This window comes from Roseovarius sp., from assembly GCF_965228755.1.
Lineage (GTDB): Bacteria > Pseudomonadota > Alphaproteobacteria > Rhodobacterales > Rhodobacteraceae > Roseovarius.
Genome location: NZ_CBDDIG010000005.1, coordinates 1,928,718 through 1,952,059, shown reverse-complemented (window position 1 = coordinate 1,952,059; position 23,342 = coordinate 1,928,718). Strand labels below are relative to the sequence as shown.

The 23,342-nt window shown below is 66.9% G+C and carries 24 protein-coding genes and 1 riboswitch; of the genes, 15 read left to right on the top strand and 9 right to left on the bottom strand.

All coding sequences use genetic code 11. The annotated features are described in order from the left end of the window. Window positions 1-53: 53 nt before the first annotated feature. Window positions 54-614 carry a type 1 glutamine amidotransferase domain-containing protein gene (locus ACO07J_RS13250; protein WP_422029604.1) on the top strand — a complete coding sequence of 187 codons (561 nt, stop codon included), beginning with the start codon at window positions 54-56 and terminating at the stop codon, window positions 612-614. A 45-nt stretch (window positions 615-659) separates the two neighbouring features. Next, window positions 660-2,150, top strand: a complete 1,491-nt coding sequence (gene xseA, locus ACO07J_RS13245) for an exodeoxyribonuclease VII large subunit (RefSeq protein ID WP_422029603.1) — start codon at window positions 660-662, stop codon at window positions 2,148-2,150. 92 nt (window positions 2,151-2,242) lie between these two features. Here xseA and ACO07J_RS13240 read toward each other — a convergent pair whose 3' ends face one another. Then, window positions 2,243-2,641: a hypothetical protein gene (locus ACO07J_RS13240; RefSeq protein WP_422029601.1), complete on the bottom strand. Its 399-nt coding sequence runs from the start codon at window positions 2,639-2,641 to the stop codon at window positions 2,243-2,245. 33 nt (window positions 2,642-2,674) lie between these two features. Beyond that, window positions 2,675-3,739 (bottom strand): alkane 1-monooxygenase, encoded by a 1,065-nt coding sequence (locus tag ACO07J_RS13235; protein ID WP_422029599.1) that lies wholly within the window; start codon window positions 3,737-3,739, stop codon window positions 2,675-2,677. A 185-nt stretch (window positions 3,740-3,924) separates the two neighbouring features. Here ACO07J_RS13235 and ACO07J_RS13230 point away from each other — a divergent pair, with 185 nt between their 5' ends. Beyond that, on the top strand, window positions 3,925-5,610 hold the full coding sequence (locus ACO07J_RS13230; protein WP_422029597.1) for an NAD(P)H-dependent oxidoreductase subunit E: 1,686 nt from the start codon (window positions 3,925-3,927) through the stop codon (window positions 5,608-5,610). Between the two features lie 12 nt (window positions 5,611-5,622). Here ACO07J_RS13230 and ACO07J_RS13225 read toward each other — a convergent pair whose 3' ends face one another. Beyond that, on the bottom strand, window positions 5,623-5,868 hold the full coding sequence (locus ACO07J_RS13225; protein ID WP_422029595.1) for a hypothetical protein: 246 nt from the start codon (window positions 5,866-5,868) through the stop codon (window positions 5,623-5,625). 96 nt (window positions 5,869-5,964) lie between these two features. Here ACO07J_RS13225 and ACO07J_RS13220 point away from each other — a divergent pair, with 96 nt between their 5' ends. After that, window positions 5,965-6,585 carry a lysoplasmalogenase family protein gene (locus ACO07J_RS13220; RefSeq protein WP_422029593.1) on the top strand — a complete coding sequence of 207 codons (621 nt, stop codon included), beginning with the start codon at window positions 5,965-5,967 and terminating at the stop codon, window positions 6,583-6,585. Between the two features lie 58 nt (window positions 6,586-6,643). Next, the gene (gene ftsY, locus ACO07J_RS13215; protein WP_422029591.1) at window positions 6,644-8,041 is read left to right on the top strand and encodes a signal recognition particle-docking protein FtsY; all 1,398 of its coding nucleotides are present in this window, start codon (window positions 6,644-6,646) and stop codon (window positions 8,039-8,041) included. A 5-nt stretch (window positions 8,042-8,046) separates the two neighbouring features. Here the strand turns inward: ftsY and ACO07J_RS13210 are convergent, their stop codons facing one another. Further along, window positions 8,047-8,529 (bottom strand): MgtC/SapB family protein, encoded by a 483-nt coding sequence (locus tag ACO07J_RS13210; RefSeq protein ID WP_422029589.1) that lies wholly within the window; start codon window positions 8,527-8,529, stop codon window positions 8,047-8,049. A 71-nt stretch (window positions 8,530-8,600) separates the two neighbouring features. Between ACO07J_RS13210 and ACO07J_RS13205 the strand changes: the two genes are divergently transcribed. Then, window positions 8,601-9,503, top strand: coding sequence for an EamA family transporter (locus ACO07J_RS13205; RefSeq protein ID WP_422029587.1), 903 nt, complete (start codon window positions 8,601-8,603; stop codon window positions 9,501-9,503). A 10-nt stretch (window positions 9,504-9,513) separates the two neighbouring features. Continuing rightward, window positions 9,514-10,125, top strand: a complete 612-nt coding sequence (locus ACO07J_RS13200; protein WP_422029585.1) for an inner membrane-spanning protein YciB — start codon at window positions 9,514-9,516, stop codon at window positions 10,123-10,125. A 71-nt stretch (window positions 10,126-10,196) separates the two neighbouring features. Here ACO07J_RS13200 and ACO07J_RS13195 read toward each other — a convergent pair whose 3' ends face one another. Next, window positions 10,197-11,138, bottom strand: coding sequence for an alpha/beta hydrolase (locus ACO07J_RS13195; RefSeq protein WP_422029583.1), 942 nt, complete (start codon window positions 11,136-11,138; stop codon window positions 10,197-10,199). Window positions 11,139-11,266: 128 nt separating this feature from the next. Next, a riboswitch (SAM riboswitch) is annotated at window positions 11,267-11,345 on the top strand. Window positions 11,346-11,407: 62 nt separating this feature from the next. Between ACO07J_RS13195 and metZ the strand changes: the two genes are divergently transcribed. Beyond that, complete coding sequence (metZ, locus tag ACO07J_RS13190) at window positions 11,408-12,586, top strand: O-succinylhomoserine sulfhydrylase (RefSeq protein WP_422029581.1); 1,179 nt, start codon at window positions 11,408-11,410, stop codon at window positions 12,584-12,586. Window positions 12,587-12,713: 127 nt separating this feature from the next. Here metZ and ACO07J_RS13185 read toward each other — a convergent pair whose 3' ends face one another. Continuing rightward, a complete protein-coding gene (locus ACO07J_RS13185; protein ID WP_422029579.1) occupies window positions 12,714-13,226 on the bottom strand; it encodes an SRPBCC family protein in 513 nt (170 codons plus the stop codon). After that, the gene (locus ACO07J_RS13180; RefSeq protein WP_422029577.1) at window positions 13,219-13,557 is read right to left on the bottom strand and encodes an ArsR/SmtB family transcription factor; all 339 of its coding nucleotides are present in this window, start codon (window positions 13,555-13,557) and stop codon (window positions 13,219-13,221) included. Before ACO07J_RS13180 ends, ACO07J_RS13185 begins: the two co-directional genes overlap by 8 nt. A gap of 181 nt (window positions 13,558-13,738) precedes the next feature. Between ACO07J_RS13180 and folE2 the strand changes: the two genes are divergently transcribed. The 5 genes from folE2 to ACO07J_RS13155 all read left to right on the top strand — a co-directional run bounded on the left by folE2 (window position 13,739) and on the right by ACO07J_RS13155 (window position 19,083). Continuing rightward, complete coding sequence (folE2, locus tag ACO07J_RS13175) at window positions 13,739-14,845, top strand: GTP cyclohydrolase FolE2 (protein ID WP_422029575.1); 1,107 nt, start codon at window positions 13,739-13,741, stop codon at window positions 14,843-14,845. A 197-nt stretch (window positions 14,846-15,042) separates the two neighbouring features. Next, window positions 15,043-15,579: a hypothetical protein gene (locus tag ACO07J_RS13170; protein WP_422029574.1), complete on the top strand. Its 537-nt coding sequence runs from the start codon at window positions 15,043-15,045 to the stop codon at window positions 15,577-15,579. A 129-nt stretch (window positions 15,580-15,708) separates the two neighbouring features. Continuing rightward, window positions 15,709-15,933 carry a hypothetical protein gene (locus tag ACO07J_RS13165; protein ID WP_422029572.1) on the top strand — a complete coding sequence of 75 codons (225 nt, stop codon included), beginning with the start codon at window positions 15,709-15,711 and terminating at the stop codon, window positions 15,931-15,933. Window positions 15,934-16,057: 124 nt separating this feature from the next. Continuing rightward, on the top strand, window positions 16,058-17,503 hold the full coding sequence (locus ACO07J_RS13160; protein ID WP_422029571.1) for a TrkH family potassium uptake protein: 1,446 nt from the start codon (window positions 16,058-16,060) through the stop codon (window positions 17,501-17,503). Further along, window positions 17,503-19,083, top strand: coding sequence for a thiamine pyrophosphate-binding protein (locus ACO07J_RS13155; RefSeq protein WP_422029569.1), 1,581 nt, complete (start codon window positions 17,503-17,505; stop codon window positions 19,081-19,083). Before ACO07J_RS13160 ends, ACO07J_RS13155 begins: the two co-directional genes overlap by 1 nt. Before the next feature lie 93 nt (window positions 19,084-19,176). Here ACO07J_RS13155 and ACO07J_RS13150 read toward each other — a convergent pair whose 3' ends face one another. Both ACO07J_RS13150 and ACO07J_RS13145 read right to left on the bottom strand, forming a co-directional pair. Beyond that, window positions 19,177-19,572, bottom strand: a complete 396-nt coding sequence (locus ACO07J_RS13150) for a RidA family protein (protein WP_422029567.1) — start codon at window positions 19,570-19,572, stop codon at window positions 19,177-19,179. Between the two features lie 160 nt (window positions 19,573-19,732). Further along, window positions 19,733-21,694, bottom strand: a complete 1,962-nt coding sequence (locus tag ACO07J_RS13145; protein ID WP_422029565.1) for a serine protease — start codon at window positions 21,692-21,694, stop codon at window positions 19,733-19,735. Between the two features lie 160 nt (window positions 21,695-21,854). On the opposite strand from ACO07J_RS13145, the gene ACO07J_RS13140 reads away from it, so the two are divergent. Together ACO07J_RS13140 and ACO07J_RS13135 are read left to right on the top strand one after the other, a co-directional pair. Then, complete coding sequence (locus tag ACO07J_RS13140) at window positions 21,855-22,790, top strand: glycine--tRNA ligase subunit alpha (protein ID WP_422029563.1); 936 nt, start codon at window positions 21,855-21,857, stop codon at window positions 22,788-22,790. Then, on the top strand, window positions 22,778-23,341 hold the full coding sequence (locus ACO07J_RS13135; RefSeq protein ID WP_422029561.1) for a hypothetical protein: 564 nt from the start codon (window positions 22,778-22,780) through the stop codon (window positions 23,339-23,341). The genes ACO07J_RS13140 and ACO07J_RS13135 overlap by 13 nt, the downstream gene beginning before the upstream one ends. Window position 23,342 lies beyond the last annotated feature (1 nt).

Genomic DNA, 23,342 nt, shown 5'->3' with positions numbered 1-23,342 from the left:
GGCCGGGCACGTTGGGATAGCAAGAAACCCACTTCAACCAAAGGACACGCAACATGGCACGTCTCGACAACAAGAAGGTCGCCATCCTGGCGACGAACGGCTTTGAGCAATCGGAACTGGAACACCCGCTGAAGGCGCTGCGCGAAGCCGGCGCCGAGGTGCATGTCGTCTCGCCCGAGAGCGGCGAGATCAAGGGCTGGGAAGGCAGCGACTGGGGCACCTCCGTCAAGGTCGACGAGCTGCTCGACGATGCGCAGCCCGATCACTATGACGGGCTGGTGCTGCCCGGCGGGCAGATCAACCCCGACCTGCTGCGCGCGAACCCGACCGCCGTCGAGTTCGTCAAGGCGTTCTGGGCCGCCGGCAAGCCGATCGGTGCGATCTGTCACGGGCCCTGGCTGCTGGTGGAAGCCGGTGTGCTGAAAGGCAACAAGGTGACCTCGTACCACTCGATCAAGACCGACGTGATCAATGCCGGCGGCGATTGGGAAGACAGCGAATGCGTCTGCGAGAACGGCCTTGTGACCAGCCGCAACCCCGACGACCTGCCGGCCTTCAGCGCCAAGGTGATCGAAGAGATCGCCGAAGGCCGCCACAACAAGCGCGCCGCGTAAGCGCGGGCGCTTTTCATCGCCGATCGGATCGGGCATGAATGGGTCATGTCCGATCTGATCGATGACCCGGCCCCGGGTGAGAACGCCCCCGAATTTTCCGTCTCCGAGCTGTCCGGCGCGGTCAAGCGCGTGGTCGAGGGGGAGTTCGGATTCGTCCGTGTGCGGGGCGAGGTGGGCCGCGTGTCGCGGCCGCGGTCGGGGCATATCTACCTTGACCTGAAGGATGACCGGGCCGTGCTGGCCGGGGTGATCTGGAAGGGGGTGTCCCAGCGTCTGGCGGTGCAGCCGGAGGAGGGGATGGAGGTTGTCGCGACCGGGCGGCTGACCACCTTTCCGGGGCAGTCGCGCTACCAGATCGTCATCGACGATGTGAAGCCTGCCGGGGTGGGCGCGCTGATGGCGCTTCTGGAGAAGCGCAAGAAGGCCCTGGCGGCGGAGGGGCTGTTTGACGAGGCCCGCAAGAAGAGGCGGCCGTATCTTCCTGAAATCATTGGCGTTGTCACGTCGCCCTCGGGGGCGGTGATCCGGGATATCCTGCATCGGTTGCGGGACCGGTTTCCGCGCAAGGTGCTGATCTGGCCCGTCGCGGTGCAGGGTGAGCGCTGTGCGCCGGAGGTGGCAAGGGCCATCGAGGGGTTCAATCGGCTGACGCCGGGGGGCGCGCTGCCGCGGCCCGATCTGCTGATCGTGGCGCGCGGCGGTGGCTCGGTCGAGGATCTGTGGGGGTTCAACGAGGAGATCGTGGTGCGGGCGGCGGCGGCGTCGCAGATACCGCTGATTTCCGCCGTGGGGCACGAAACGGACACGACGCTCATTGATTTCGCGTCGGACGTGCGGGCGCCGACGCCGACGGCGGCGGCGGAGCTGGCGGTGCCGGTGCGGCTTGATCTGCTGGCGTGGTCCGACAACCAGGAGGCGCGGCTGACCCATGCGCTGACCAAGGGGATCAGCGACCGGGGGCAGCGTCTGCGCGACCTGGCGCGGGCCTTGCCGCGGGTCGAGACGCTGCTGGACGGGCCGCGGCAGCGGCTGGATGGCTGGGCCGAGCGGTTGCCGAATGCGCTGACCCGGTCGGTGCAGCTCAGGCGGGTGCAGCTTTTCGAGTGCTCCGGCGCGTTGCGGCCCGGCCTGCTACGGCGGGCGTGGGAGAGTGACCGCCGACGGCTGGAGACGGCGGTGGGCCGGCTGGGCACCGGGGCGATCGAGCGGGATATCACGCGGAAATCACGGGATTTATCGGCGCTGTCGCGGCGGCTGTCGGATGCCGGGTCGCGGCAGGTGCTGCGCTGGCGCGAGCGGATCGACGGGCTGGAGCGGCTGCGCGAAACGGTGGGCTACGAGGCGACGCTCAGGCGCGGCTATGCCGTGGTGCGGGGCGATGGCGGCGTGGTGACGACCAAGGCCGCAGCGGAGCAGGCCGGGGCGCTGGAGATCGAGTTCGCCGATGGGCGGATGCCGGTGGTGTCGGGCGGCGGCGGGGCCGTGAAGCGGGCGAAACCGAAGCCGGATGTGCCGGACCAGGGGTCGTTGTTCTGAGCCTGCGGGTTGATCCGGAAATGTCAGGAATTGGAAAGTATCCGGGTGATTTCAGCGATTAAGATGTCCGTCCGCATCGCGAAAGGACAAGCCTAGACGCCGACGTCGGGCCCCATGCACATCAGCGGTTCGTCCGTCTGGCGCACCTCGTAGAGCTCGGTCTGGGCCGGGTCGTTCTCGAACTGGGCGATGAGCCCGCCGGAGCGGCGCGTGAAGCTCCAGCATTGCGGGTCGGGCTGGTTGTCGTAGACGAAGCAGATCAGCCCGTCATCCTCGTACCAGACGCCTTCCTGGCACTTGCCGTCGAGAAAGGTCCAGCGGACGCGGCGGTTGGCGAGGTATTCCTCGGCGCCGTAGGGCTCGCCGCGCGAGCCGTAATAGAAGGTCTTGCCGCTGGTGTAGGCTTCGAACTCTCCGGCGTCCATGACGTCGGCCGCGGTGGCGGGCAGGGGCAGGGTCAGCAGGCAGAGGGACAAAAGGGCTTTTCGCATGGGGGCGAGTTTGGCAGATGCGATGGCGGGGCGCTAGCCGATTTCGACAGGGTCGGGACGGGTTTCGGGCGATGTGGCGTCAACCCGCTGCCAGCGGTCGCAGCGCGGGTTCATCATGCGGAACCAAAGGGGCGGGACCATGGCGATGGCGGCCATCACCGGCAGCGAGCGGGGCAGGCAGGGCATGGTGCCCGGGTCGAGCTGCAGGGCCGGGTAGGCGCGCGCGGGGGTGACGTGATGGTCGGAATGGCGCGGCGCGTTGACGGTGAGGGCGGAGGAGAAGGCGTGCGGGGCGTTCCAGGAATGGCGGGGACCGACGGGCTCGGGCTTGCCATTGGGCAGCGTGGCCCGGCGGAGGCCGTAATGCTGGACGTAATCCGACATAAGGATCTGTAATTGCGCGTAAATCGCCATGGCGAGGAGCGCGGCGATGCCGGTGGGACCGGCGAGGAGGAGGGCCGCCGCCATGGTGGCGAGGGCGCCGCCGACGTAGGTGATGTAGGGGTGCAAGCCGGGTTTCGAGGCGCGCTTGCGGCGGTGGTTCTCGGCGCGGAGGCCGGCGAGGAAGGATTGCCGGCCAACGCGGAGGGCGAAACGATAGAAGCCCTCGCCCCGCGGTGCACTGTTGGGGTCGGCGGCGCTGGCGACGTGGACATGGTGGACGAGGAGATGGGCGCTGGCGTGGTGGCCGACGAGGAGGGTGGTGTACATCCAGCGACCGAGGTGGCGGAGTAAGCGGCTCGGTTTGTGGATGAGCTCGTGCGCCACGGGGTGGGAGATCTGGCCGAAGACGAGACCGGCGGCGAGGGCAGTGAGCACCCGCTCGGCCGGGGCGAGGCCGCTCGGCCCGCCGACGGCCCATGTGGCCAGCGCCAGAAGGGCGAAATGGGCAAGACCGAGGGTGACGAGGAGGGGCGTGGCCGCCGGGAATTCGGCGTCGGGCTCGGTGTTGGTGATGGTGTCGGGCATGAGCCTGTCCATCAGGAAGACGAACCCGGTGAGGTACAGGGCGGCAAGCCAGGGCCAGGCGCCGCCGACAAGGCCGGCGAGACCGACAAGCACGAAGGCCGTAACCGTGACACCGGCGAAGAGAAGCATCGTTTGCCGTCCTTTCGCCCCCGAACGCCGGAGATGCGGCGCGAGAAACCCGTTTCCGAACAGCTCTACTACACGCGCGGTAAAGGAAACCGCAACGCTTCCGGGCGCTTGTTTGTCGTTTTTGGCATCGCGTTGTTGCCGTGCCACCGGTAGAACCCGGGCAATCACGTCAGAGGAGGTGTCGGATGGCACTGGATGAGCGCAAGGGTGTCTGGAAATCGGGGCGCGGCAAGGGCCGGCGCACACCGAAGGGCCGTCAGCTCGAGGATCAGGCGTGGGAGGACGTGCGCGGGCTTCTGGGCGACGGGCCGCGGCGCAGGGATCTGCTGATCGAGTATCTGCACCTGATTCAGGACGAATTCGGGCACCTGTCGGCCGGGCACCTGCGGGCGCTGGCCGAGGAACTGCGGGTTGCGCAGGCCGAAGTCTATGAAGTTGCGACGTTTTACGCGCATTTCGACGTGGTGAAGGAAGGCGAGACGCCGCCGCCGGCGCTGACCATCCGGGTGTGCGATTCGCTGAGTTGCGAGCTGGCCGGGGCGCAGGAGCTGAAGGCGGCGCTTGAGGCCGGGCTGGATGCGTCGGAGGTGCGGGTTCTGCGGGCGCCGTGCATGGGGCGCTGCGATACCGCGCCGGTGCTGGAGCTGGGGCACAACCATATCGACCATGCGACGCCGGAGAAGGTGAAGGCGGCGATTGCGGCGGATGACACGCATGCGCATTTGCCGGAATATCAAGGGCTTGCGGCCTATCGTGAAGGTGGAGGGTATGCCACGCTGGCGGAGGTGCGCAAGGGCGGGGTGTTCGAGGATATCCAGCAGACGCTGCTGGATTCGGGCATTCGCGGCCTTGGCGGCGCCGGGTTCCCGTCGGGCCGGAAATGGGGCTTCGTGCGGGCCGAGAAAGGGCCGCGCTACCTGGCCGTGAACGGTGACGAGGGCGAGCCGGGGACATTCAAGGACCGCTTTTACCTCGAGCGGGAACCCCATGTTTTTCTTGAAGGAATGCTGATCGCGGGCTGGGCCGTGGAGGCCGAGACCTGCTTCATCTACATGCGCGACGAATACCCCGCCGTGCTGGAAATCCTGCGGCGCGAGATCGCGGCGCTGGAGGAAGCGGGGATCGTCGAGAAGGGTTATATCGACCTGCGCCGGGGCGCAGGGGCGTATATCTGCGGCGAAGAGAGCGCGATGATCGAATCGATCGAGGGCAAGCGGGGCCTGCCACGGCATCGCCCGCCCTTCGTGGCGCAGGTGGGGATCTTTGACCGGCCGACGCTGGTGAACAATGTCGAGACGCTCTACTGGGTCACCAAGGTGCTGCGCGAGGGCAAGGACGTGCTGGCCGGGACCGAGAAGAACGGGCGGAAGGGACTGCGATCCTACTCCGTTTCGGGCCGGGTCAAGAAGCCGGGCGTGCATCTGTTGCCGGCCGGGTCGACGATTACCGACGTGATCGAGGCCGCGGGCGGGATGCTCGACGGGCATACGTTCAAGGCGTATCAGCCGGGCGGGCCGTCATCGGGCTTGCTGCCCGCGTCGATGGCGGATGTGCCGCTGGATTTCGACATGCTGCAGGAGCATGGCACGTTCATCGGTTCGGCGGCGGTGGTGGTCCTGTCGGACAAGGACAGCACCAAGCAGGCCGCGCTGAACATGCTGCGGTTCTTCGAGGATGAAAGCTGTGGCCAGTGTACGCCGTGCAGGGTGGGTTGCGAGAAGGCGGTCAAGCTGATGGAGGCGGACCGCTGGGACCAGCCGCTGCTGGAGGAGCTTTGCCAGGCGATGGGCGATGCCTCGATCTGTGGGCTGGGGCAGGCGGCGCCGAACCCCATTCGCCTGACGATGAAGCATTTTCCGGATGAGGTCTGAGGGGTAAGCCCCTCAGATCGCTTTGAAAAGCCGCTGGAACAGGCGCCCGCCGACGCGCGGCATCCCGACCATGTAGATGATCACCAGCGCGAAGAGGATGATCGCGGGCAGGCCGTTCAGTTCGAACCCGCCTTCGGTGGTGTCGCCGGTGATCTTGGCGATGATGAAGCCGAATATTAAGAAACTGAAAAACAGGTCGAGAATAAAGGCGACGACGACGCGCCATGTAGCTGGTTTGGTGGTTGTGGCTTCCGACATTTTTGTCCCTCCGCAAGCCTTGGAATATCGTGACTTTAGCGCGGAATTCGCGTCAGAAGAAGAAAATGATGGGCCGCGAAAGGTAAATAACCGGTAATGGGAACGCTCCTTGCCCTCGGGTGCGGTGTGGCCGTGGTCTATGGCCTGTGGTTCTGTCACGGGCCGGTTTCGGTATGGCGCAGCGTGGTGAAGACGGTGCCGGTGGCGGTTTTGGCGCTGTGGGCGGCGCTGGCCGGCGGGCCGGTGTGGCTGGTGGTGGCGCTGGGGCTGTCGGCGGTGGGAGATTACGCGCTGTCGCGGGAGGGGGAGCCGGCCTTCCTGACGGGGCTTTGCGCCTTTGCGCTGGCGCATGTGGCTTATATCGCCTTGTTGTTCGGGTTGGTGGAGGGCGGGCCGCCCGTGGTGCCGCTGGTGGCCTTGCTGGCGCTGGCGGGGTCCACGGAGTTTTGGCTGGCGCCGCATACGGGCGAGATGTGCTGGCCGGTGCGGGGTTATGTTGCCCTGATCACGGTGATGGCGGGCTGTGCGCTGGCGCTACCGGGGGCGTTGTGGCTTGCGGCGCTGGGGGCGGGGGCGTTCGTGCTGTCGGATACGTTGCTGGCGGTGCAGATGTTCCGGCGGGACGTGGCGGAACGGTTTGACCGGGCGCTGTCGGTGACGCTTTGGGCGCTCTATTTCGGGGCGCAGGTGATGATGGCGGTGGCGCTGGCGGGCTGAGGCTTCCAAATCCCCGGCAATGGGATTAGGTGAAAAGGGCAGGCAACCCGGAGGGCCCATGGCGTTTTTCTCGAAGCTAAAGGAACGCTTGTTCAAATCTTCCTCAAAGCTGGAGGAGGGGCTGGACGCGATCGTCGAGGACGGCGGCGAGGAGGAGGCCGCCGCGCCCGAGCCGCGCGAGCGGCCCGATGCGCCGCCAGAGGTGCCACAGCCCGATTTGCCAGAGCCGTCCGAGGCGCCGGCGGAGGCGCCGGAGCCGGACTTGCCAAGGCCGCAGGAGGCCCCGCCGGAAGCGCCGCAGCCGGACCAGCCGCCGGTGCCGGATGCGCCGCGGGAAGACCCGCAGCCCGACCTGCCGCCCGCGCCCGGATCGCCCCCTGAGACACCGGAGCCGGACCTGCCGGAGCCTGTCGAGCCGCCGCAGGAAGTGCCGGTACGCGACGTGCCGCAGGCGCGGGACGTGGCGCCCGAGGCGATGCCGGCCCCCATTCCGGAGCCCATTCCCGAACCGATCCCCGAGCCCTTTCCGGGCCCGCAGGGCGAGCTGGCACCGGAGGCCGCGCCAAGGCCCGGCCTGCTGGGCCGTCTGCTGGGGCGCGGCGAGGCGAAGACGGTGGTGCGCCGGGCGCTGGATGACGACATGCTGGAGCAGCTTGAGGAGCTGCTGATCACGGCGGATATGGGCGTGGATACCGCGCTGCGGGTGACCGCGAACATGGCCGAGGGTCGGATGGGCAAGCGCGTATCCAGCCAGGAGATCAAGGAGTTGCTGGCGACCGAGATCGCCCGGATCATGGAACCGGTGGCCAAGCCCATGCCGCTTTACCCCAACCGCCCGCAGGTGGTGCTGGTGGTCGGTGTGAACGGGTCGGGCAAGACCACGACGATCGGCAAGCTGGCGAGCCAGTTCAAGGCGGCGGGCAAATCGGTGGTGATTGCCGCGGGCGACACGTTCCGGGCCGCCGCGGTGGAGCAGTTGCAGATCTGGGGCGACCGGGCCGGGGTGCCGGTGCTGACGGCGCCGGAGGGCTCGGACCCCGCGAGCCTGGCGTGGGATGCGATGGACAAGGCGCAGAAGGATGGCGCCGACCTGCTGATGATCGACACGGCCGGGCGGTTGCAGAACCGGGCCGACCTGATGGAGGAGCTGGCCAAGATCGTCCGGGTCATCCGCAAGAAGGACGAGAGCGCGCCGCACAACACCCTGCTGGTGCTGGATGCGACGACGGGGCAGAACGCGCTGTCACAGGTGCAGACCTTCCAGAAGCTGGCGGATGTGAGCGGGCTGGTGATGACCAAGCTGGACGGCACCGCCAAGGGCGGCGTGCTGGTGGCGCTGGCGGACAAGTTCGGGTTGCCGATCCATGCGATCGGGGTGGGCGAGCAGATCGACGACCTCGCCCCGTTCGATCCGGAGGAGTTCGCCGCGGCGCTGACCGGGCTCGAGGCGCGGTGAGCGGCTCAGTGGGTGCCCATCCAGATCTCGATCTGACGGAGCGCGAAGAGGACGACGATCACGATGGCGGTGGTCATGGCCGCGAGCGGCATCTGGCCCGCGCCGCAGCCGAGGCCCACGGCCCCCGCCAGCCAGAGCGAGGCGCCGGTGGTGACGTTCCGGACCTCGCCCTTGGAGGTGAAGATCAGCCCGGCGGCGAGGAAGGCGACGCCGGCGGTGACCGCCTCGATCATGCGGATCGGGTCGTTCTGCTGTTCGCCCTGACCGCCGAATTCGAGGGCGGCGAGTTCCTGGCCGATGATCACGAACAGGCAGGCGGCGACGGAGACGAGGATATGGGTGCGGAGGCCCGCGGGCTTGTGCCGCCATTCCCGCTCGAAGCCGATGAGCGCGCCGAGCACCACCGCGGCGGTGAGCCGGGCGAAGGCCATCGAGGCCGGAACCGCGGAAAAATTGCCAGTGAACATGTCGGCGAAGTGGTCGATCATGGTGTCCCTTGTCTCCTACCTGACAATTCAACGAACTCGGGGGCCTGCGGTTCCGGGGTCGTCGCGGCGGGATGAGCGACTGGCTGATCTCGCTGGAGGGGACCGGGGCGGGGCATACGCTGGCGCTGTGCCTGGCGGTGTTCGCGGCCTTTCTGCACGCCGTCATGGGGGCGTTGCAGAAGGGGCGGTTCGACCCGTGGACCAGCCGGGGGGCGATCGACGCCAGCTATTTCGTGATCTCGGTGCCGCTGGCGCTGTTCGTGGTGCCGTGGCCCGAGCCGCATATGTGGCCGATCTTCGCGCTCTGCGCGGTGGTGCACCTTGTCTACAAGATCTTCCAGGGCATGGCCTATATGCGGGGCGCCTACACGGTGGTCTACCCGGTGGTGCGGGGGACGGGGCCGCTGTTTACCGTGATCGGCGCGTGGCTTTTGTTTGCCGAGACGTTTACGCCGGTGCAGTGGCTGGGCGTGGCGGTCCTGCTGGCGGGGATCTACGGGCTGGCGGTCTATAACCTGCGGACGATCCGGGTGGCGCGGGAGACCTTGCCGGCGGCGCTGGGGCTGGCGGTGTTGACGGGGATCTTTGTGGCGCTCTACACCACGATTGACGCCTATGGCATCCGGGCCACGGCGAACCCGTTCACCTTCATCGTCTGGCTGTTCCTCGTCGACGGCATCTGCATTCCGATCTATGCGCTCTGGCGCTGGCGGCGGATGGAGGTGCGGCCCGAGACCGGCGGGTTGCTGGCGAGGGGTGTGATCGGGGCGCTGGTGGCTTATATGTCGTTCGGGTCGATCATGCTGGCCACGCGGCTGGACAAGGTGGGCGAGGCGGCGGTGCTGCGCGAGACCTCGACGGTGTTTGCCGCGCTTATCGGCTGGCTGGTGCTGCGCGAGACGGTGGGCCCGCGGCGGATCGCGCTGATGGCGCTGATCGCCGTTGGTGCGGTGATTGTGGAATTCGGAGGCTGAGAGGCAGGACATGGCAGGACGGAAGATCAACCAGGGGCTCAAGACGGCGCTGGAACTGGGCCCGATCATCGGGTTCTTCGTGGCGTATCTCTGGCTCAAGGACGAGACGTTCGTCATGGGCGGGACCGAGTATGACGGGTTCATCGTGGTCACCGCCGGGTTCATCCCGGTGTTCCTTTTGTCGATGGCGATCCTGTGGAAGCTGACCGGGCATCTGTCGAAGATGCAGATGATCACGGCGGTGCTGATCATCGTCTTCGGCGGGATGAGCGTGTGGTTCAATGATCCGCGGTTCTTCAAGATGAAGCCGACGATCATTTACCTGCTGTTCGGCGGGCTGCTGGGGATCGGGCTTTTGCGGGGCCAGTCGTGGCTGGAATACGTGATGGAAGGGGTGATGCCGCTGACCCATCGGGGGTGGATGCTGCTTACGAAGCGGCTGATGCTGTTCTTCTTCGGGCTGGCGATCCTGAACGAGGTGATCTGGCGGACGATGACCGAGGAGACCTGGGTTTACTTCAAGACCTTCGGGCTGACGGCGGCGATCTTCCTGTTTTTCATCTTCCAGGGTGGCTTGTTCAAGGAACATGGCACGCAGGGGGAGAGTGACGACAAGGCGTGAGGTTTGTCGGTTCGGCCACTGTGCGGCGCAGGTTAACAAACAGTTAATGCAGGGGCGTTTTCCGCGCCGGCTCAGAGTGAGGCATTCCGGCGGACCGGCAACGGTACGCGCCAGTCGGGCAATTGCAGCACGCGGGACCAGCGCGGGTCGGGCCGGTCGGGGAGAATCGACCGGAGCCGGGCCTGGGAGAGCGCCTCGGGGTGGCGCAGGAGCGTGCGGTAGAGGCTGAAGACGCCGGGGCGCAGGTAGGACGACCAGTGGCAGATGCGCCCGCTGGGCGGGGCGACGGGGAAGCCGTGGGCGTTGAGCGCGCGGAGCGTGCCGGGGTGGTCGAGTTGCAGGGTCAGGGTGTTGGGCTGGCGCGGCATGGTCTGGGCCAGCGTGCCGTCGCCGCGGTGGGGCGGGGCGATGAGGCGTTCTAGCAGGAAGTCGAAAAAGTCGTTCTCGCGGCTGGTGACGTTGAACACCTCCGCCGCGCAGCCGGCGGGCGTGGCGAGCGCCGCGCGGGCGCGGCCGCCGAACTCGGCCGGGTTGAGCAGGATGGCGCGGCCCACGTCGCCCTCGGCCAGGTGCGGCAGGGCGGAAAGCGCCACGCGGGCGCCCAGCGAATGGGTCAGCAGGTGGACCCGGCGGCCGGGTGCCGCGCGCCGGACCTGCCGGATGAGGGTGGCGAGCGCGCGGCCAGCCTTTTCGGCGCGGTCGTAGGCCTGCCAGATGGTGCCACGGGCGGGCCAGCCGAAGGCGAGGCCCAGCCCCTCGTCCTCGAATCCCGAGCCGAAGCCGAGGGCGCGCGGCCAGCTCATCGCCTTCCAGCAGTCGCGGGCCGGATCGAGCGAGAGGATGTGGCGGTGCGGGCAGTCGAAGGCGTCACCGGGGGCGAACTTGAACCCATGGATCATCACGATCACCGGGCCGGGGTGTTGCAGCCCCTCGGCCAGCGCCGGGCCGAGCGGGCGTGGCGCACCGTAGAGTTCGGGCCCGTCGGGGCCGGCGGAGATCTGAAGAAGCGGCATACTGCTCGTAATCCCACTACATCTTGTGGCGAGGGGTTACGCGCACCATACGAAACTATTTTGAACCTACGGTTAAGGGACCGTGACATTGCCCCCGCGGGATTGACGCCGGGGCGTGCCGGGGCTAAAGCGTTCGGCGTGGCGATTTGTTACCGGATTGCGGGCCACGTAAAACAACACCGCTAAAGAGGTCAGGATGAAGGAACCCCCTTTCGCTTGGCCGCGTCGGGGGTTTTTTCATGGGCAAAAGGGGCCCGGAGGACGGAAATATGACAGACTGGAACACACGCACGAAGCTGGTTCACGCAGGCAGCCGCCGGAGCCAGTATAACGAGGTCAGCGAGGCGATCTTCCTGACGCAGGGCTTTGTCTATGACAGCGCCGAGGCCGCCGAGGCGAGGTTCCTCGAGGCCGGGCCGGACGAGTTCATCTATGCCCGCTACGGCAACCCGACGGTGAAGATGTTCGAGGACCGGATCGCCGCGCTGGAAGGGGCCGAGGATGCGTTTGCCACCGCCAGCGGAATGGCGGCGGTGTCGGGGGCGTTGATTTCCATGCTGCGGGCGGGGGATCACGTGGTCTCGGCCCGGGCGTTGTTCGGGTCGTGCCTGTACGTGCTGGAAGAGGTGCTGACGCGGTTCGGGGTCGAGGTGACGTTCGTGGATGGCACGGATCTCGAGGCGTGGCGGGCGGCTGTCAGGGACGACACCAAGCTGGTGTTCTTCGAGACGATGGCGAACCCAACGCTCGAGGTGGTGGACGTGAAGGCGGTGGCGGAGATCGCGCATGCCAAGGGCGCCAAGGTGGTGGCGGACAACGTGTTCGCGACGCCGGTCTATTCAAAGGCGATCGCGCTCGGGGCGGACGTGGTGGTGTACTCGGCCACCAAGCATATCGACGGGCAGGGGCGGACGCTGGGCGGCGTGATCCTGGGGTCGCGGGAGTTCATCCGCAAGACGGTCGAGCCCTACATGAAGCATACGGGCGGGTCGATGTCGCCGTTCACGGCCTGGGTGATGCTGAAAGGCATGGAAACCATGGCATTGCGGGTCAGGGCGCAGGCGGAGACGGCGCTGGCGATGGCGGAGGCGTTGCAGGGGCATGGCAAGCTCGAGCAGGTGATCTATCCGGGGCACGAGAGCCATCCGCAGCACGCGCTGGTCAAGCGTGACATGGGGGCCGGGGGGACGGTGATCTCGCTCGACGTGAAGGGCGGGCAGGCGGCGGCGTTCCGGTTCCTTAACGCGTTGGAAATCGTATTGATTTCCAATAACCTGGGCGATGCGAAGTCGATCGCGACGCATCCCGCAACCACGACGCATCAGCGGCTGTCGGACGAGCAGAAGGACGTTCTGGGGATCACGCCGGGGCTGGTGCGGCTGTCGGTGGGGATCGAGGATACGGGCGACCTGATTGCTGACGTGATGCGGGCGCTGGAGGCGGTTTGAGGGGGCAAAAACCGACGTCGGTATAACGTCGGTATTTTGTCGGTATTCCGTCGGTGCGGGTGGGTCGCCGGCCGGCCCCGCGGTGGGTGTGCGGGGCCGGTGAGCGCCGTCACGGCCCGGGGCAGTCCTACTGCCCGGGGTCGGGCCACTGGTCCTCGCGCAGGACCTCGCCGGTTTCGAGGATCGACTTGAGGTTCGACAGGACCGCCGGCCAGCCCTCGCGCACGCCCTGGTCCATCGGCGAGCCGGGTTCGAGCTCGGCATGGCGGACGGTAAGCTTGGTGTCGGGGCCGAGGGCCACCAGTTCGAAGGTGACGCGGGAGAGTTTCTCGGGGTTGTCGGCGTCGGTGCCGAAGGCCCAGCTCCAGACCATGCGGTTGGGCGGGTCGATCTCGATCACCCGGCCGCGCACGTCGACGGTGCCGTCGGCATCGGTGCGGACATGTTCCCAGGGCGCGCCCTTTTCCCATGTCGAGCGGTTCTCGTGCCCCCAGTAGCGGCGGGTGAGCTCTCCGTCGATCAGGCCGTTCCAGACGGTGTCGATATCGGCGCGGATGTAGACGGCATAGACGAAATCCGAGGCGGTGGGCTGGCCGGTCGCGGCGCGGGTCTCGTGGGCCGGGGTGAGGTCGTCAGCCATGGCGTTTGGTTTCCTTTTTGTCCGGGGGTGTTTCGAGGCGGGATTTGAACTCGGCCAGCGCGTCGAGGCGGGCGTCTTCGAACTTGCCGACCCAGCGATGCACGATGCCGGTCAGCGGCACGGGGTTGAGGAAGTGGCGCTTGTTGCGCCCTTCCCATTCGGTGGTGACGAGGTTGGCGGCCTCGAGGATGGCGATGTGCTTGGCCACGCCCTGCCGGGACATGGGCGCGCCCTCGGCCAGTTCGGAGAGGGTGAGCCCGCCGTTCAGGAACAGCCGGTCGAGCAGGTCGCGGCGGGTGGGGTCGGCGAGGGCGTGGAAGACATCGGTCATGGGGGGGTATATATGCAACCGAGTGGTTGCATGTCAAGCGGCGGCTTGCGGCGGGGCCATCCGCCGACGCGCGGGGGAAATGATCCCGCCTGTCGCATTCGGCGTATAATTATGCGAGATTGGGATTTTCCGCCGGGACGCACTATGTGATAGACGGCAGGACAAGAGGGGATGGCCGCTGATGAATATCCATCGGACCAAGCTGGACGATGCGCTGGACCGCGACGACGCCGAACAGGCGCTGTCGGTGCTGCGTGCGTGGGCGGCGAGTGCCAGCCCTGAGGAAGTGGCCGATCTGGACCCTGCCATCGCCCGGCTGCTGCCGCGCGGGGAGGTGACCAACTACCCGGCGCTGAGCCGCACCTACCCGGAGGAGTTCCAGCCCGACGACGCCTATCGCAAGTCGATGCCCGATCTGCAGAACGGTCCGGCCTCGCTTATCCGGGGGGCGAAGCAGCATCTGGAGCATGTGGGGATTTCCAATTTCCGCCTGCCGATCAGCTTTCACACCCGCGACAACGGCGACCTGACGTTGGAGACCTCGGTGACCGGGACGGTCAGCCTCGAGCCCGGCAAGAAGGGCATCAACATGTCCCGGATCATGCGGAGCTTCTACAAACACGCCGAGAAGACCTTCAGCTTCGAGGTGATCGAGGCGGCGCTGGATGACTACATGTCGGACCTCGAAAGCGTCGACGCGCGCATCCAGATGCGGTTTTCCTACCCGATGAAGATCAAGTCACTGCGGTCGGGGCTGGAGGGGTTCCAGTTCTACGATATCGCGCTGGAGCTGGTCGAGACCAACAAGGTGCGGCGCAAGTTCATGCATCTCGACTACGTCTATTCGTCGACCTGCCCGTGCTCGCTGGAGCTAAGCGAACATGCGCGGCAGTCGCGCGGGCAGTTGGCGACGCCGCATTCGCAGCGGTCGGTGGCGCGGATCTCGGTCGAGATCAACTGTGACGCGCCGGGCTGCCTGTGGTTCGAGGACATGATCGAGATGGCCCGCAAGGCGGTGCCGACCGAGACGCAGGTGATGGTCAAGCGCGAGGACGAGCAGGCCTTTGCCGAGCTGAACGCCGCGAACCCGATCTTCGTGGAGGATGCGGCGCGGCTGTTTTGCGAGCAATTGCAGAAGGATGCGCGGATCGGGGATTTCCGGATCATGGCCAGCCACCAGGAGAGCCTGCACAGCCATGACGCGGTGAGCATCCTGACCGAGGGCGAGACATTCGCCGCGCAGAGCATCGATCCGAAGATTTTCAAGACGCTGTTCCACGTCGGCTGAGGCGAAGGTCGACCGGGTTGCGCCGATGAGCGATTCCCGGGCGGTTTGCGCGCGGTTCGGCTGATTTTTGCGCGATCGTGTCAGCGCGCGCCCGTGTCGCGGTACGGGTGGTGTTGTGCATGCGCGCCAGGGTTTATCTTGCTGTCACGTTTCCGCGCTATCCCGCGCGGAGCACCACAGCTAGAGGATACAAGACGATGTTGCCTGTTTCCGCCCCCCTGAAACTGTCGGCCGCCAGCATGCGGATGGCCGGTTACGTGATCGAGAGCAACCTGCGCGTGGCGCAGGTGTTCGGCCAAGCGGCGCTTGCGACGAACCCGTTCATGGGCCGGCCGTATAACTGCGCCGCACGGAGCGCGGTGAAGCCCGAGGAGGCGCCGGTTGCCGAGGCGACGCCGCCGGCCCTGAAGGCGGCGGCGAAACCTGCGCCGGCCCCGAAGGCGGAGGCGAAACCTGCGCCGGCGAAGAAGGCGGCGGCGAAACCTGCGCCGGCGAAGACGGCGGAAGCCAAACCTGCGCCGGCGGCAAAGGCCGAGGCGGCGAAGCCGGCGGTCAAGGCCGAGCCGGTGAAGGACACGGCAAAGGCGGAGGCGGCGAAACCGGAGGCCAAGGCCGAGGCGCCCAAATCCGACGCGCCAAAGGCCGAGGCCGCCGATACCGCTGCCAAGCGCACGCGCCAGCCCTCGGCCCCGCCGGCGATGCCGCCGACCGGCAGCGGCAAGACCGGCGTGTGAAGCGGCGGCGTGGCCGGAATGCACCAGGTGCAAACCGGCCATACCGATTTTAGGCTTCTCATGTCAGCACTGCTGACCTAGCTTTTGTGGCAGGGAGGAAACCGAACCTGAACCAGACGAGGTTTCCAAATGGCTACTGCAACGACGAACTTTCACGCGACCGATGCCAAGCAAGGCGTCCTGAGCCGCTTTTTCACATCCTTCATGCGCGGGCTTGAAGCGCATCACCGGGTGGCTTCGCGCCGGCAGGCGATCGAGAAGCTCGAGGCGAAATCCGACGAGGAACTGGCCAAGATGGGCCTGAAGCGGGACGACATTCCGTACTACGTCTTCCGCGACCTGTTCTATATCTGATCGCGATGCGGCGGGCCGTGTTCCGGCCCGTCGCCGCCGCCGCCGAAATGACCCGGCGGGGGTGATTGCGCGGAGCGGACGCGCTTGACACCGTCAGGCGGCCCGGCCAAGGCTGCGCCTGACTATGGATCTGCGCCCCGTCGCATATGTGCTCGGCCTTCTGGTCATGGCCCTTGGCCTGACCATGATCGCGCCGATGCTGGTGGACATCGCCGATGGGCGGGGTCACTGGCCCGTGTTTGCCGAAAGCGCGATCCTGACGGTGCTGTCGGGCGGGCTCGTGGCGCTCGCCTGCCGCAACGGGGTGCGCGAGGGGCTGACGCTTCAACAGACCTTCCTTCTGACAACCGGCGTCTGGGTGGCGCTGCCGATTTTCGGGGCGATCCCGTTCCTGCTTGGCGCGACCGAGGCGCGGGTGGTGGACGCGATCTTCGAGGCGATGTCGGGGATGACCACCACCGGGGCCACGGTCTTCACGGGGCTGGACGAGCTGCCGCGCGGCATATTGCTGTGGCGCGGGCTGATGCAATGGCTGGGCGGGATCGGGATCATCGTGGTGGCGATGGTATTCCTGCCGGAACTTAGGGTGGGGGGGATGCAGATCTTCCGCTCGGAGGCGTTCGAGACGATGGGCAAGATCCTTCCTCGGGCGACGGAGATTTCCTCGAGTATCTCGATCATCTACGTGGGCATCACGGTGGCCTGTGCGATGTGCTACCGGTTCACCGGGATGGGCACGTTCGATGCGATCGTGCATGCGCTGACCACCGTCTCGACCGGCGGGTTTTCCAATTACGACGCCTCGTTCGGGACGTTCCAGGGGCCGGCGGAATGGGTGGCCTCGGTGTTCATGGTACTGGCGGCGCTGCCTTTCGTGCGCTACGTGCAGATGCTCAACGGCGGGGTGTTGCCGCTGTTCCGGGACAGCCAGGTTCACGTGTTCCTGTCGATCATCGCGGTGCTGGTGGCGGTGACAGCGGCGGTGCTGGTCAATATCTTTCCGCACCATCCCGAGCAGGCGCTACGGGAGGCGATGTTCAACATCACCTCGATCATCACCGGCACCGGCTATGCCAGCGTCGACTACATGAAATGGGGCCCGTTCCTTGTCTCGGTGTTCTTCTTCATCGGGCTGATCGGGGGCTGTGCCGGGTCGACCTCGTGCTCGATCAAGATCTTCCGCTACCAGCTTCTGTTCGCCTCGATCAGCACGCAGATGCGGCGCATCTATGCGCCGCACGGCATCTTCGCCCCGCGCTTCCAGGGCCGGCCGGTGGGCGAGGAGGTGCTGAACTCGGTCATGGCGTTCTTCGTCTTCTTCGTGGTCACGCTGGGCCTGTTGTCGGTGGCGCTGGGGATGACCGGCCTCGATTTCACCACCTCGGTTTCGGGGGCCGCCGCCGCGGTGGCCAATATCGGCCCCGGGCTGGGCGAGATCATCGGCCCGGCGGGCAATTATTCGACCCTCAACGACCTTGCCAAGTGGATCCTGACCATTGGCATGCTGATCGGACGGCTGGAGCTTTTCGCCGTCTATGTCCTGTTTACCATAAGTTTCTGGAGAGCCTGATGAGCCAAAGACCCCTCGGAGCCCAAATCAGCCACATGCTGAAATCGCGCGGCGTGGATACGATTTTCGGAATTCCCGGCGTGCATAACCAGGAGATGTATCGCGGCATCGAGGAGGCCGGGATCACCCATGTGCTGGCCCGGCACGAGCAGGGGGCGGGGTTCATGGCCGATGGCTATGCCCGCGCCAGCGGCAAGCCGGGGGTGGCCTATATCATCACCGGGCCGGGGCTGTGCAACATCATGACGCCGCTGGGGCAGGCCTATTCCGACAGCGTGCCGGTGCTGGCGATCTCGTCCTGCCTCGACGAGACGGCGCGGCGGCGCGGGCAGTTGCACCAGATGCTGGACCAGGAGGCGGCGGGCGCCTGCGTGTGCGAGTGGAGCCTGGAGGCGCGGGATGCGGAAAGCGCCTATGGCCTGATCGACCGGGCGCTGACCGAGTTTGCCACGGGCCGCAAGCGGCCGCGGCATATCCAGGTGCCGATCCGGGCGCTGGAGGGGCTGGCCGATGCGCCGCCGGCGGAGATGGCCGCGATGCAGACCGAGACACGGCCTGTGGCGGCGGCCGAGCGGATCGTGGCCGCGCTGAAGGCATCGGAGCGGCCGCTTTTCGTGTTCGGCGGGGGTGCCGTCGAGGGGGCGCGCGACTGGAAGGCCGTGGTCGAGCAGGCCGGGGCCGCGAGCTTCACCACCTACGCGGGCCGCGGCATCGCCGCCGGCCATGCGCTGGATTACGGCGCCTACCTGGCGCGGCCGGAAAGCGCCAGCGTGATCGCGAAGGCCGATCTTGTCATTGCCGTGGGCACCGAGCTGTCGGAGGTGGACCTGTGGCGCGACGAGCTGGGCTACAAGGGGCGGTTCATCCGGGTGGATATCGACCCCGAGGAGCTGCGCGCGGCTTCGGGCACCGAGCTGGCGCTGCAGACGGATGCCGCGGCGCTGGCGCGGGAGATCCTGTCGGTGGGCGGGTTCGAGGCCAGGGCCGGCTGGCGCGAGGCCGACGTGGCCGCTGCCAGGGCGCGGTGGCGGGCGGAATCGGATGCCGAGCGGCCGGGGATCGTGCCGATCTGCGACGCGCTGCGCGACGTGCTGCCGGGCGACACGATGTTCTATTCCGACATGACGCAGTTCGCCTATACCGCCAAGGAGGTCTGGCCGATGGACCGGCCCGGCCACTGGCACCACCCGTTCGGCTTCGGCACGCTGGGCTATGCGCTGCCGGCGGCGATCGGGGGCGCGGTGGCGCGGAAGGGCAAGCCGACGCTGTGCATCGCCGGGGATTACGGGTTCCAGTACACCATCCAGGAGCTGGCGACGGCGGTGGAGCTTCGCCTGCCGCTGCCGATCCTGCTGTGGGACAACGGCAAGCTGAAGGAGATCGAGGACAGCATGATCCGCGCGCAGATCGCGCCGAAGGCGGTGGACCAGATCAACCCGGATTTCGTGGCGCTGGCCAAGGCCTACGGGGCGCACGCGGAAAAGCCGGACAGCCTCGAGGGCGTGGCGCAGGCGGTGATGGCGGCGTTCGAGGCGGACGGGCCGACGCTTATCCACGTGACGCCGGCTGTGTCTGCCTGAACCGGGTAAGGGGGCGCTGCCCCACGTTGAAACCCGAAAGGGTTTCAACGCTCCCCGGGATATTTCCGGCCAGAAGAAGCCGGGGCGGTGTCTTCAGTCGGCCACCACGGCGTCGACCTCGATTTCGACGAGCCATTCGGGGTTCACGAACCGGGTGACCGCCATGATGGTGTCGACCGGACGGGCGTCGCGGCAGTAGGTCTTGCGGGCCTCGATGGCCGGTTTCCAGTTGTCGATGTCGGTGAGGATGACCCGTGTGCGCACGATATCGTGCAGGCCGGAGCCGGCCTGTTCGAGCGCGGCTTCGATGATCTTGAAACATTGCGTGGTCTGGGCGAACACATCCCCCGGGCCGACGGTCTTGCCCGCGCTGTCGACGGGGGCGGTGCCGCCGACCGCGATGTAGGGGCCGACGCGGACCGCGCGGCTGAAGCCGACGATCTCTTCCATCGGGTTTCCGTTCGAGATCAGTTGCCTTGGGTGGGTCATCGCTCTGTCTCCTAGAGGGTGCCCGGGCATTCTAGCCGATCGGGGGCGAGGCCGTACCGGTTTTCTGCCGGGTCGCATCTGCGGGGCGGGAGCGAGGGGCGCGCACGAAAAAGGCCCGGGCGGCGATGCCCGGGCCCTTGGCGTTCGAGGGGGCTGTGCCTCAGTCCCAGCAGCTGACCAGGACGGTCATGCCGGAGGCCTGTTTCGAGAGGGTCTCGGGCGGGATGGTGGTGCCGCCGCTGGTCGAGGCCGGGGTGATGCCGAGATCGGCGAGCACCTGCCGTACGGCGGCCGCGTCGGCGGCGAAGCTGACGCCCTCGGGCAGTTGCCGGCCGGCCTGGCTGGCGGGCAGCAGCATTCCGACGACCGCGCCGTAGGCATCGACGACCGGCCCGCCGGCATCGCCTTCGAGCGTGGCGAGCGCCAGGCGCTTGAGGTTCTCTTCGCCGTTGAGGCCCTTGGCATCGGCGAGCTGGCCGAAGGTCAGGGTGGGGGAGCCCAGCACGCCGCCATAGGAGTAGCCGGCGACCGCGATGTCGGATTGCAGGCGCGGCGGCACGTCCTGGAAGGCGGCGACGGCGATCGGGGCGAGCGGATCGACCGGCTTGAGCACGGCGATGCCGAGCGCCTCGTCGATGCCGACGACCTGGGCGTTGTAATCCTCGTCCAGGGTCACGCGTTCGCAGCCCTGTACCGCTTCGAGCGTGGTGACCACGGTGCCCGACTGATCGACGTAGAAGCCCGAGCGCGACAGCTTGGGCTGGCGGATCTCGAGGCCGGAGACCAGGTCGACATTCTGTTCCACCTCGCCGCCGGCGCCCGGGTCGAGCACGCCATCGAGGCGCTGGAAGCTGGCCTGCATCTCGGCCATCAGGCGGGTGCGGCGGTCTTCGTCGCCGGCGGGCCAGATCAGGGTGAAGCCCTTGACGTGGCCGTCCTGGAGCGAGGCCTCGGTATGGGAGACGATCGAGGCGTTGCGCCCGGTGAGCGAGAAGCTGTTGCCGGAGATCTCGCGCGGGCCGTCCTCGGGGACGATGCGCAGGGTCTGCATGATGTCGTAGAGGCCGAGCAGGGTGTTGCGGTCGCCCGGCTGGCTGATCAGCAGGACGCGGGCCTCGGGGATGTCACCGCTGGCGCCGTAATGGGCGAAGGGCGACTCGTAGCGGTCGAAGGCGACGACGCCGGTGGGCAGTTTCATCTGCACGCCCGCCTCGGTGTCGCGGACGGTGCGGATGTCGAGCCCGTCGAGCACGGCATTGTACTGGCCCAGCAGTTCGGCACGCTGGCGGGTGGTCATCACGCCGGTGGGTTCGTGCCCGTTGGAGCGCTGCCAGTCGGCCATGGCGCTGCGGGTGCCCGGGCCGATGGCGGCGTCGATGGCGCCCTGGTAGTGGCCGGCCCATTCCAGCGCGATCTGGAGCTGGCGGCGTTCCTCGGCGGTGAGGCGGGCCTCGTTCTGACGGGCCTCGTTCGGGGTTTCCTCGGGGATCTCGGGCTCGGCCACGACCTCGGGCCGGGTGGTGCCGGTCGTGGTGCCGGTGTCGGCCTGGGCGGTGGTGTCGGCTCCGGTATCGGCCCCCGTATCGGCCCCGGTGTCGGCCTGGGCCATCTGGGTGTTGGTATCGGCGGCCGTGTCGGTTTCGGTTTCAGTTTCAGTTGCCGTGGCGGTCTCCTCGGGCGCGTCGCTGCCCGCGGCCTCGGCCAGGGCGTCGGCCAGCTCGGTCACCTCGACGCTTTCGGTGGTGACGCCCTCGACGTCATCGGCCGTGTCCTCGGCCGCCTGGTTGAGGAGGTTGGCGCCGATGGGCCAGAACTGTTGTTGGTAATTGGCGCTGTCGGCGACGTAGCTGTCGCGCGGGATAAGGCCTTGTTCGCGAAGGGAAATCATGACGTTCTCGGCCTCGTCCGCGCTGTAGGGCCCGAGCGCCACGGCATACCAGCCGCCGCCGAGGTTGAAGCCGTTGACGTCGTCGATCTGGGCGCCGTAGGCGCGGATGGCCTGTTCGGTCACCGCGAGGTTGGGGTGGGACTCAAGCTGGATCCAGGAATTCTGTTGTTGGGCGGTGGCTGTAAATGCCGAGAAACAAAGGATTAGAAGAAAGGAAAGTACGGTGCGCGTCATTGAGTTACCCTGGCCATTGAACCTTGAAGTAGTCGTTCGGGCCTTTTTATCAAACTGAGCCGGACGTGCATCCAAAATATGCGCGCGGGCGCAATTGACCCGGCGGGGGCGTGGCCGTAGGTAGGGCGGCGACGCGAACCGGGCCGGGAAAGAGGCAAGCATGGCGGAGAAGACGGACAAGCCCCGCAGTTTCCAGGAGATCATCCTGCGGCTTCAGGCCTACTGGAGTTCCAAGGGCTGTGCGATCATGCAGCCCTATGACATGGAGGTCGGGGCGGGCACGTTCCACCCGGCGACGACCCTGCGCTCGCTGGGCTCGAAGCCCTGGGCCGCGGCCTATGTGCAGCCCTCGCGGCGGCCCACCGACGGGCGTTATGGCGAGAACCCGAACCGGTTGCAGCATTATTACCAGTACCAGGTGCTGATCAAACCCAGCCCGCCGGATCTGCAGGAATTGTACCTGGGCTCGCTCGAGGCGATCGGGATCGACATGGACCTGCACGATATCCGCTTCGTCGAGGATGACTGGGAAAGCCCGACGCTGGGCGCCTGGGGGCTGGGCTGGGAGGTCTGGTGCGACGGGATGGAGGTGAGCCAGTTCACCTATTTCCAGCAGGTGGGCGGGCATGACTGCACGCCGGTGTCGGGCGAGCTGACCTATGGTCTGGAGCGGCTGGCGATGTACGTGCTGGGGATCGACCACGTGATGGAGATGCCGTTCAACGACCCCGACGCGCCGATTCCGCTGAAATACGGCGACGTGTTCCGGCAGACGGAAGAGGAATACAGCCGCTGGAATTTCGACGTGGCCAATACGGAGGTGCTGCTGAAGCAGTTCGAGGAGGCCGAGGCGGAATGCGAGGCGATCCTGAGCCAGGAGGCGGAGGACCCCAAGACGGGCCGCCGCATCATCATGGCGCACCCGGCGTATGACCAGTGCATCAAGGCGAGCCACATCTTCAACCTGCTGGACGCGCGGGGCGTTATCAGCGTGACCGAGCGGCAGGCCTATATCGGGCGGGTCCGGGCGCTGGCCAAGCAATGCGCGGATGCGTTCGTGCAGACCGAGGCCGGGGGAGTGGAATGCAGCGCCTGATCCGGGCGGAGTTCGGACCAGAGAGGTTCGTTCGGAGTATGGGGGTATCGGAACGGTTGAAGGCGCGCGGTCTGGTGGCGGTATGCCAGTTGAGTTGCGTTGGGCCGTTCGTCCTTGACACCTCGGGCCATGATCGCGAGGAGGCCGGTGAGCCCCCTTCAGCTCCGCAGCCCGCGACGGGAACCGCGTTTCTGGATGTCTGTTTCAGGCAGGACTTCACGCGTGCCGCGGAAGCGTTCGGCCCGAGTGTGGCCGACCTTGCCGGCGACGGGAAAAGCCTGGAGTTGACGGTGACCTATCCCGTCGCGTTTCTGCAGTGGTTCGAGGGGATCATAGGCGACGTGCGCACGCTTGGTGGCGTGTTGCGGTTTTTCGGTTGGTTGAATGGGCCGGAAACCCGTGACTCGGGCAACCTGAAGGTCGCTACCGATGCCTTGGGTCGCTTGTCGGACCGGGCGTTCAGTTCCGTTTCTCTTTCGCGCCAGCAGGCGGAGATCGAGCCGCTCGCAGAGGCAGAGCCTCGCGAGAGTACAACAGAGAAGGATTTGTGAC

Coding starts and splice junctions, on each gene's coding strand:
- ACO07J_RS13250 (WP_422029604.1), top strand. CDS start 54: ATGGCACGTCTCGACAACAAGAAGGTCGCCATCCTGGCGACGAACGGC.
- xseA (WP_422029603.1), top strand. CDS start 660: ATGTCCGATCTGATCGATGACCCGGCCCCGGGTGAGAACGCCCCCGAA.
- ACO07J_RS13240 (WP_422029601.1), bottom strand. CDS start 2,641: ATGCGAAAAGCCCTTTTGTCCCTCTGCCTGCTGACCCTGCCCCTGCCC.
- ACO07J_RS13235 (WP_422029599.1), bottom strand. CDS start 3,739: ATGCTTCTCTTCGCCGGTGTCACGGTTACGGCCTTCGTGCTTGTCGGT.
- ACO07J_RS13230 (WP_422029597.1), top strand. CDS start 3,925: ATGGCACTGGATGAGCGCAAGGGTGTCTGGAAATCGGGGCGCGGCAAG.
- ACO07J_RS13225 (WP_422029595.1), bottom strand. CDS start 5,868: ATGTCGGAAGCCACAACCACCAAACCAGCTACATGGCGCGTCGTCGTC.
- ACO07J_RS13220 (WP_422029593.1), top strand. CDS start 5,965: ATGGGAACGCTCCTTGCCCTCGGGTGCGGTGTGGCCGTGGTCTATGGC.
- ftsY (WP_422029591.1), top strand. CDS start 6,644: ATGGCGTTTTTCTCGAAGCTAAAGGAACGCTTGTTCAAATCTTCCTCA.
- ACO07J_RS13210 (WP_422029589.1), bottom strand. CDS start 8,529: ATGATCGACCACTTCGCCGACATGTTCACTGGCAATTTTTCCGCGGTT.
- ACO07J_RS13205 (WP_422029587.1), top strand. CDS start 8,601: ATGAGCGACTGGCTGATCTCGCTGGAGGGGACCGGGGCGGGGCATACG.
- ACO07J_RS13200 (WP_422029585.1), top strand. CDS start 9,514: ATGGCAGGACGGAAGATCAACCAGGGGCTCAAGACGGCGCTGGAACTG.
- ACO07J_RS13195 (WP_422029583.1), bottom strand. CDS start 11,138: ATGCCGCTTCTTCAGATCTCCGCCGGCCCCGACGGGCCCGAACTCTAC.
- metZ (WP_422029581.1), top strand. CDS start 11,408: ATGACAGACTGGAACACACGCACGAAGCTGGTTCACGCAGGCAGCCGC.
- ACO07J_RS13185 (WP_422029579.1), bottom strand. CDS start 13,226: ATGGCTGACGACCTCACCCCGGCCCACGAGACCCGCGCCGCGACCGGC.
- ACO07J_RS13180 (WP_422029577.1), bottom strand. CDS start 13,557: ATGACCGATGTCTTCCACGCCCTCGCCGACCCCACCCGCCGCGACCTG.
- folE2 (WP_422029575.1), top strand. CDS start 13,739: ATGAATATCCATCGGACCAAGCTGGACGATGCGCTGGACCGCGACGAC.
- ACO07J_RS13170 (WP_422029574.1), top strand. CDS start 15,043: ATGTTGCCTGTTTCCGCCCCCCTGAAACTGTCGGCCGCCAGCATGCGG.
- ACO07J_RS13165 (WP_422029572.1), top strand. CDS start 15,709: ATGGCTACTGCAACGACGAACTTTCACGCGACCGATGCCAAGCAAGGC.
- ACO07J_RS13160 (WP_422029571.1), top strand. CDS start 16,058: ATGGATCTGCGCCCCGTCGCATATGTGCTCGGCCTTCTGGTCATGGCC.
- ACO07J_RS13155 (WP_422029569.1), top strand. CDS start 17,503: ATGAGCCAAAGACCCCTCGGAGCCCAAATCAGCCACATGCTGAAATCG.
- ACO07J_RS13150 (WP_422029567.1), bottom strand. CDS start 19,572: ATGACCCACCCAAGGCAACTGATCTCGAACGGAAACCCGATGGAAGAG.
- ACO07J_RS13145 (WP_422029565.1), bottom strand. CDS start 21,694: ATGACGCGCACCGTACTTTCCTTTCTTCTAATCCTTTGTTTCTCGGCA.
- ACO07J_RS13140 (WP_422029563.1), top strand. CDS start 21,855: ATGGCGGAGAAGACGGACAAGCCCCGCAGTTTCCAGGAGATCATCCTG.
- ACO07J_RS13135 (WP_422029561.1), top strand. CDS start 22,778: ATGCAGCGCCTGATCCGGGCGGAGTTCGGACCAGAGAGGTTCGTTCGG.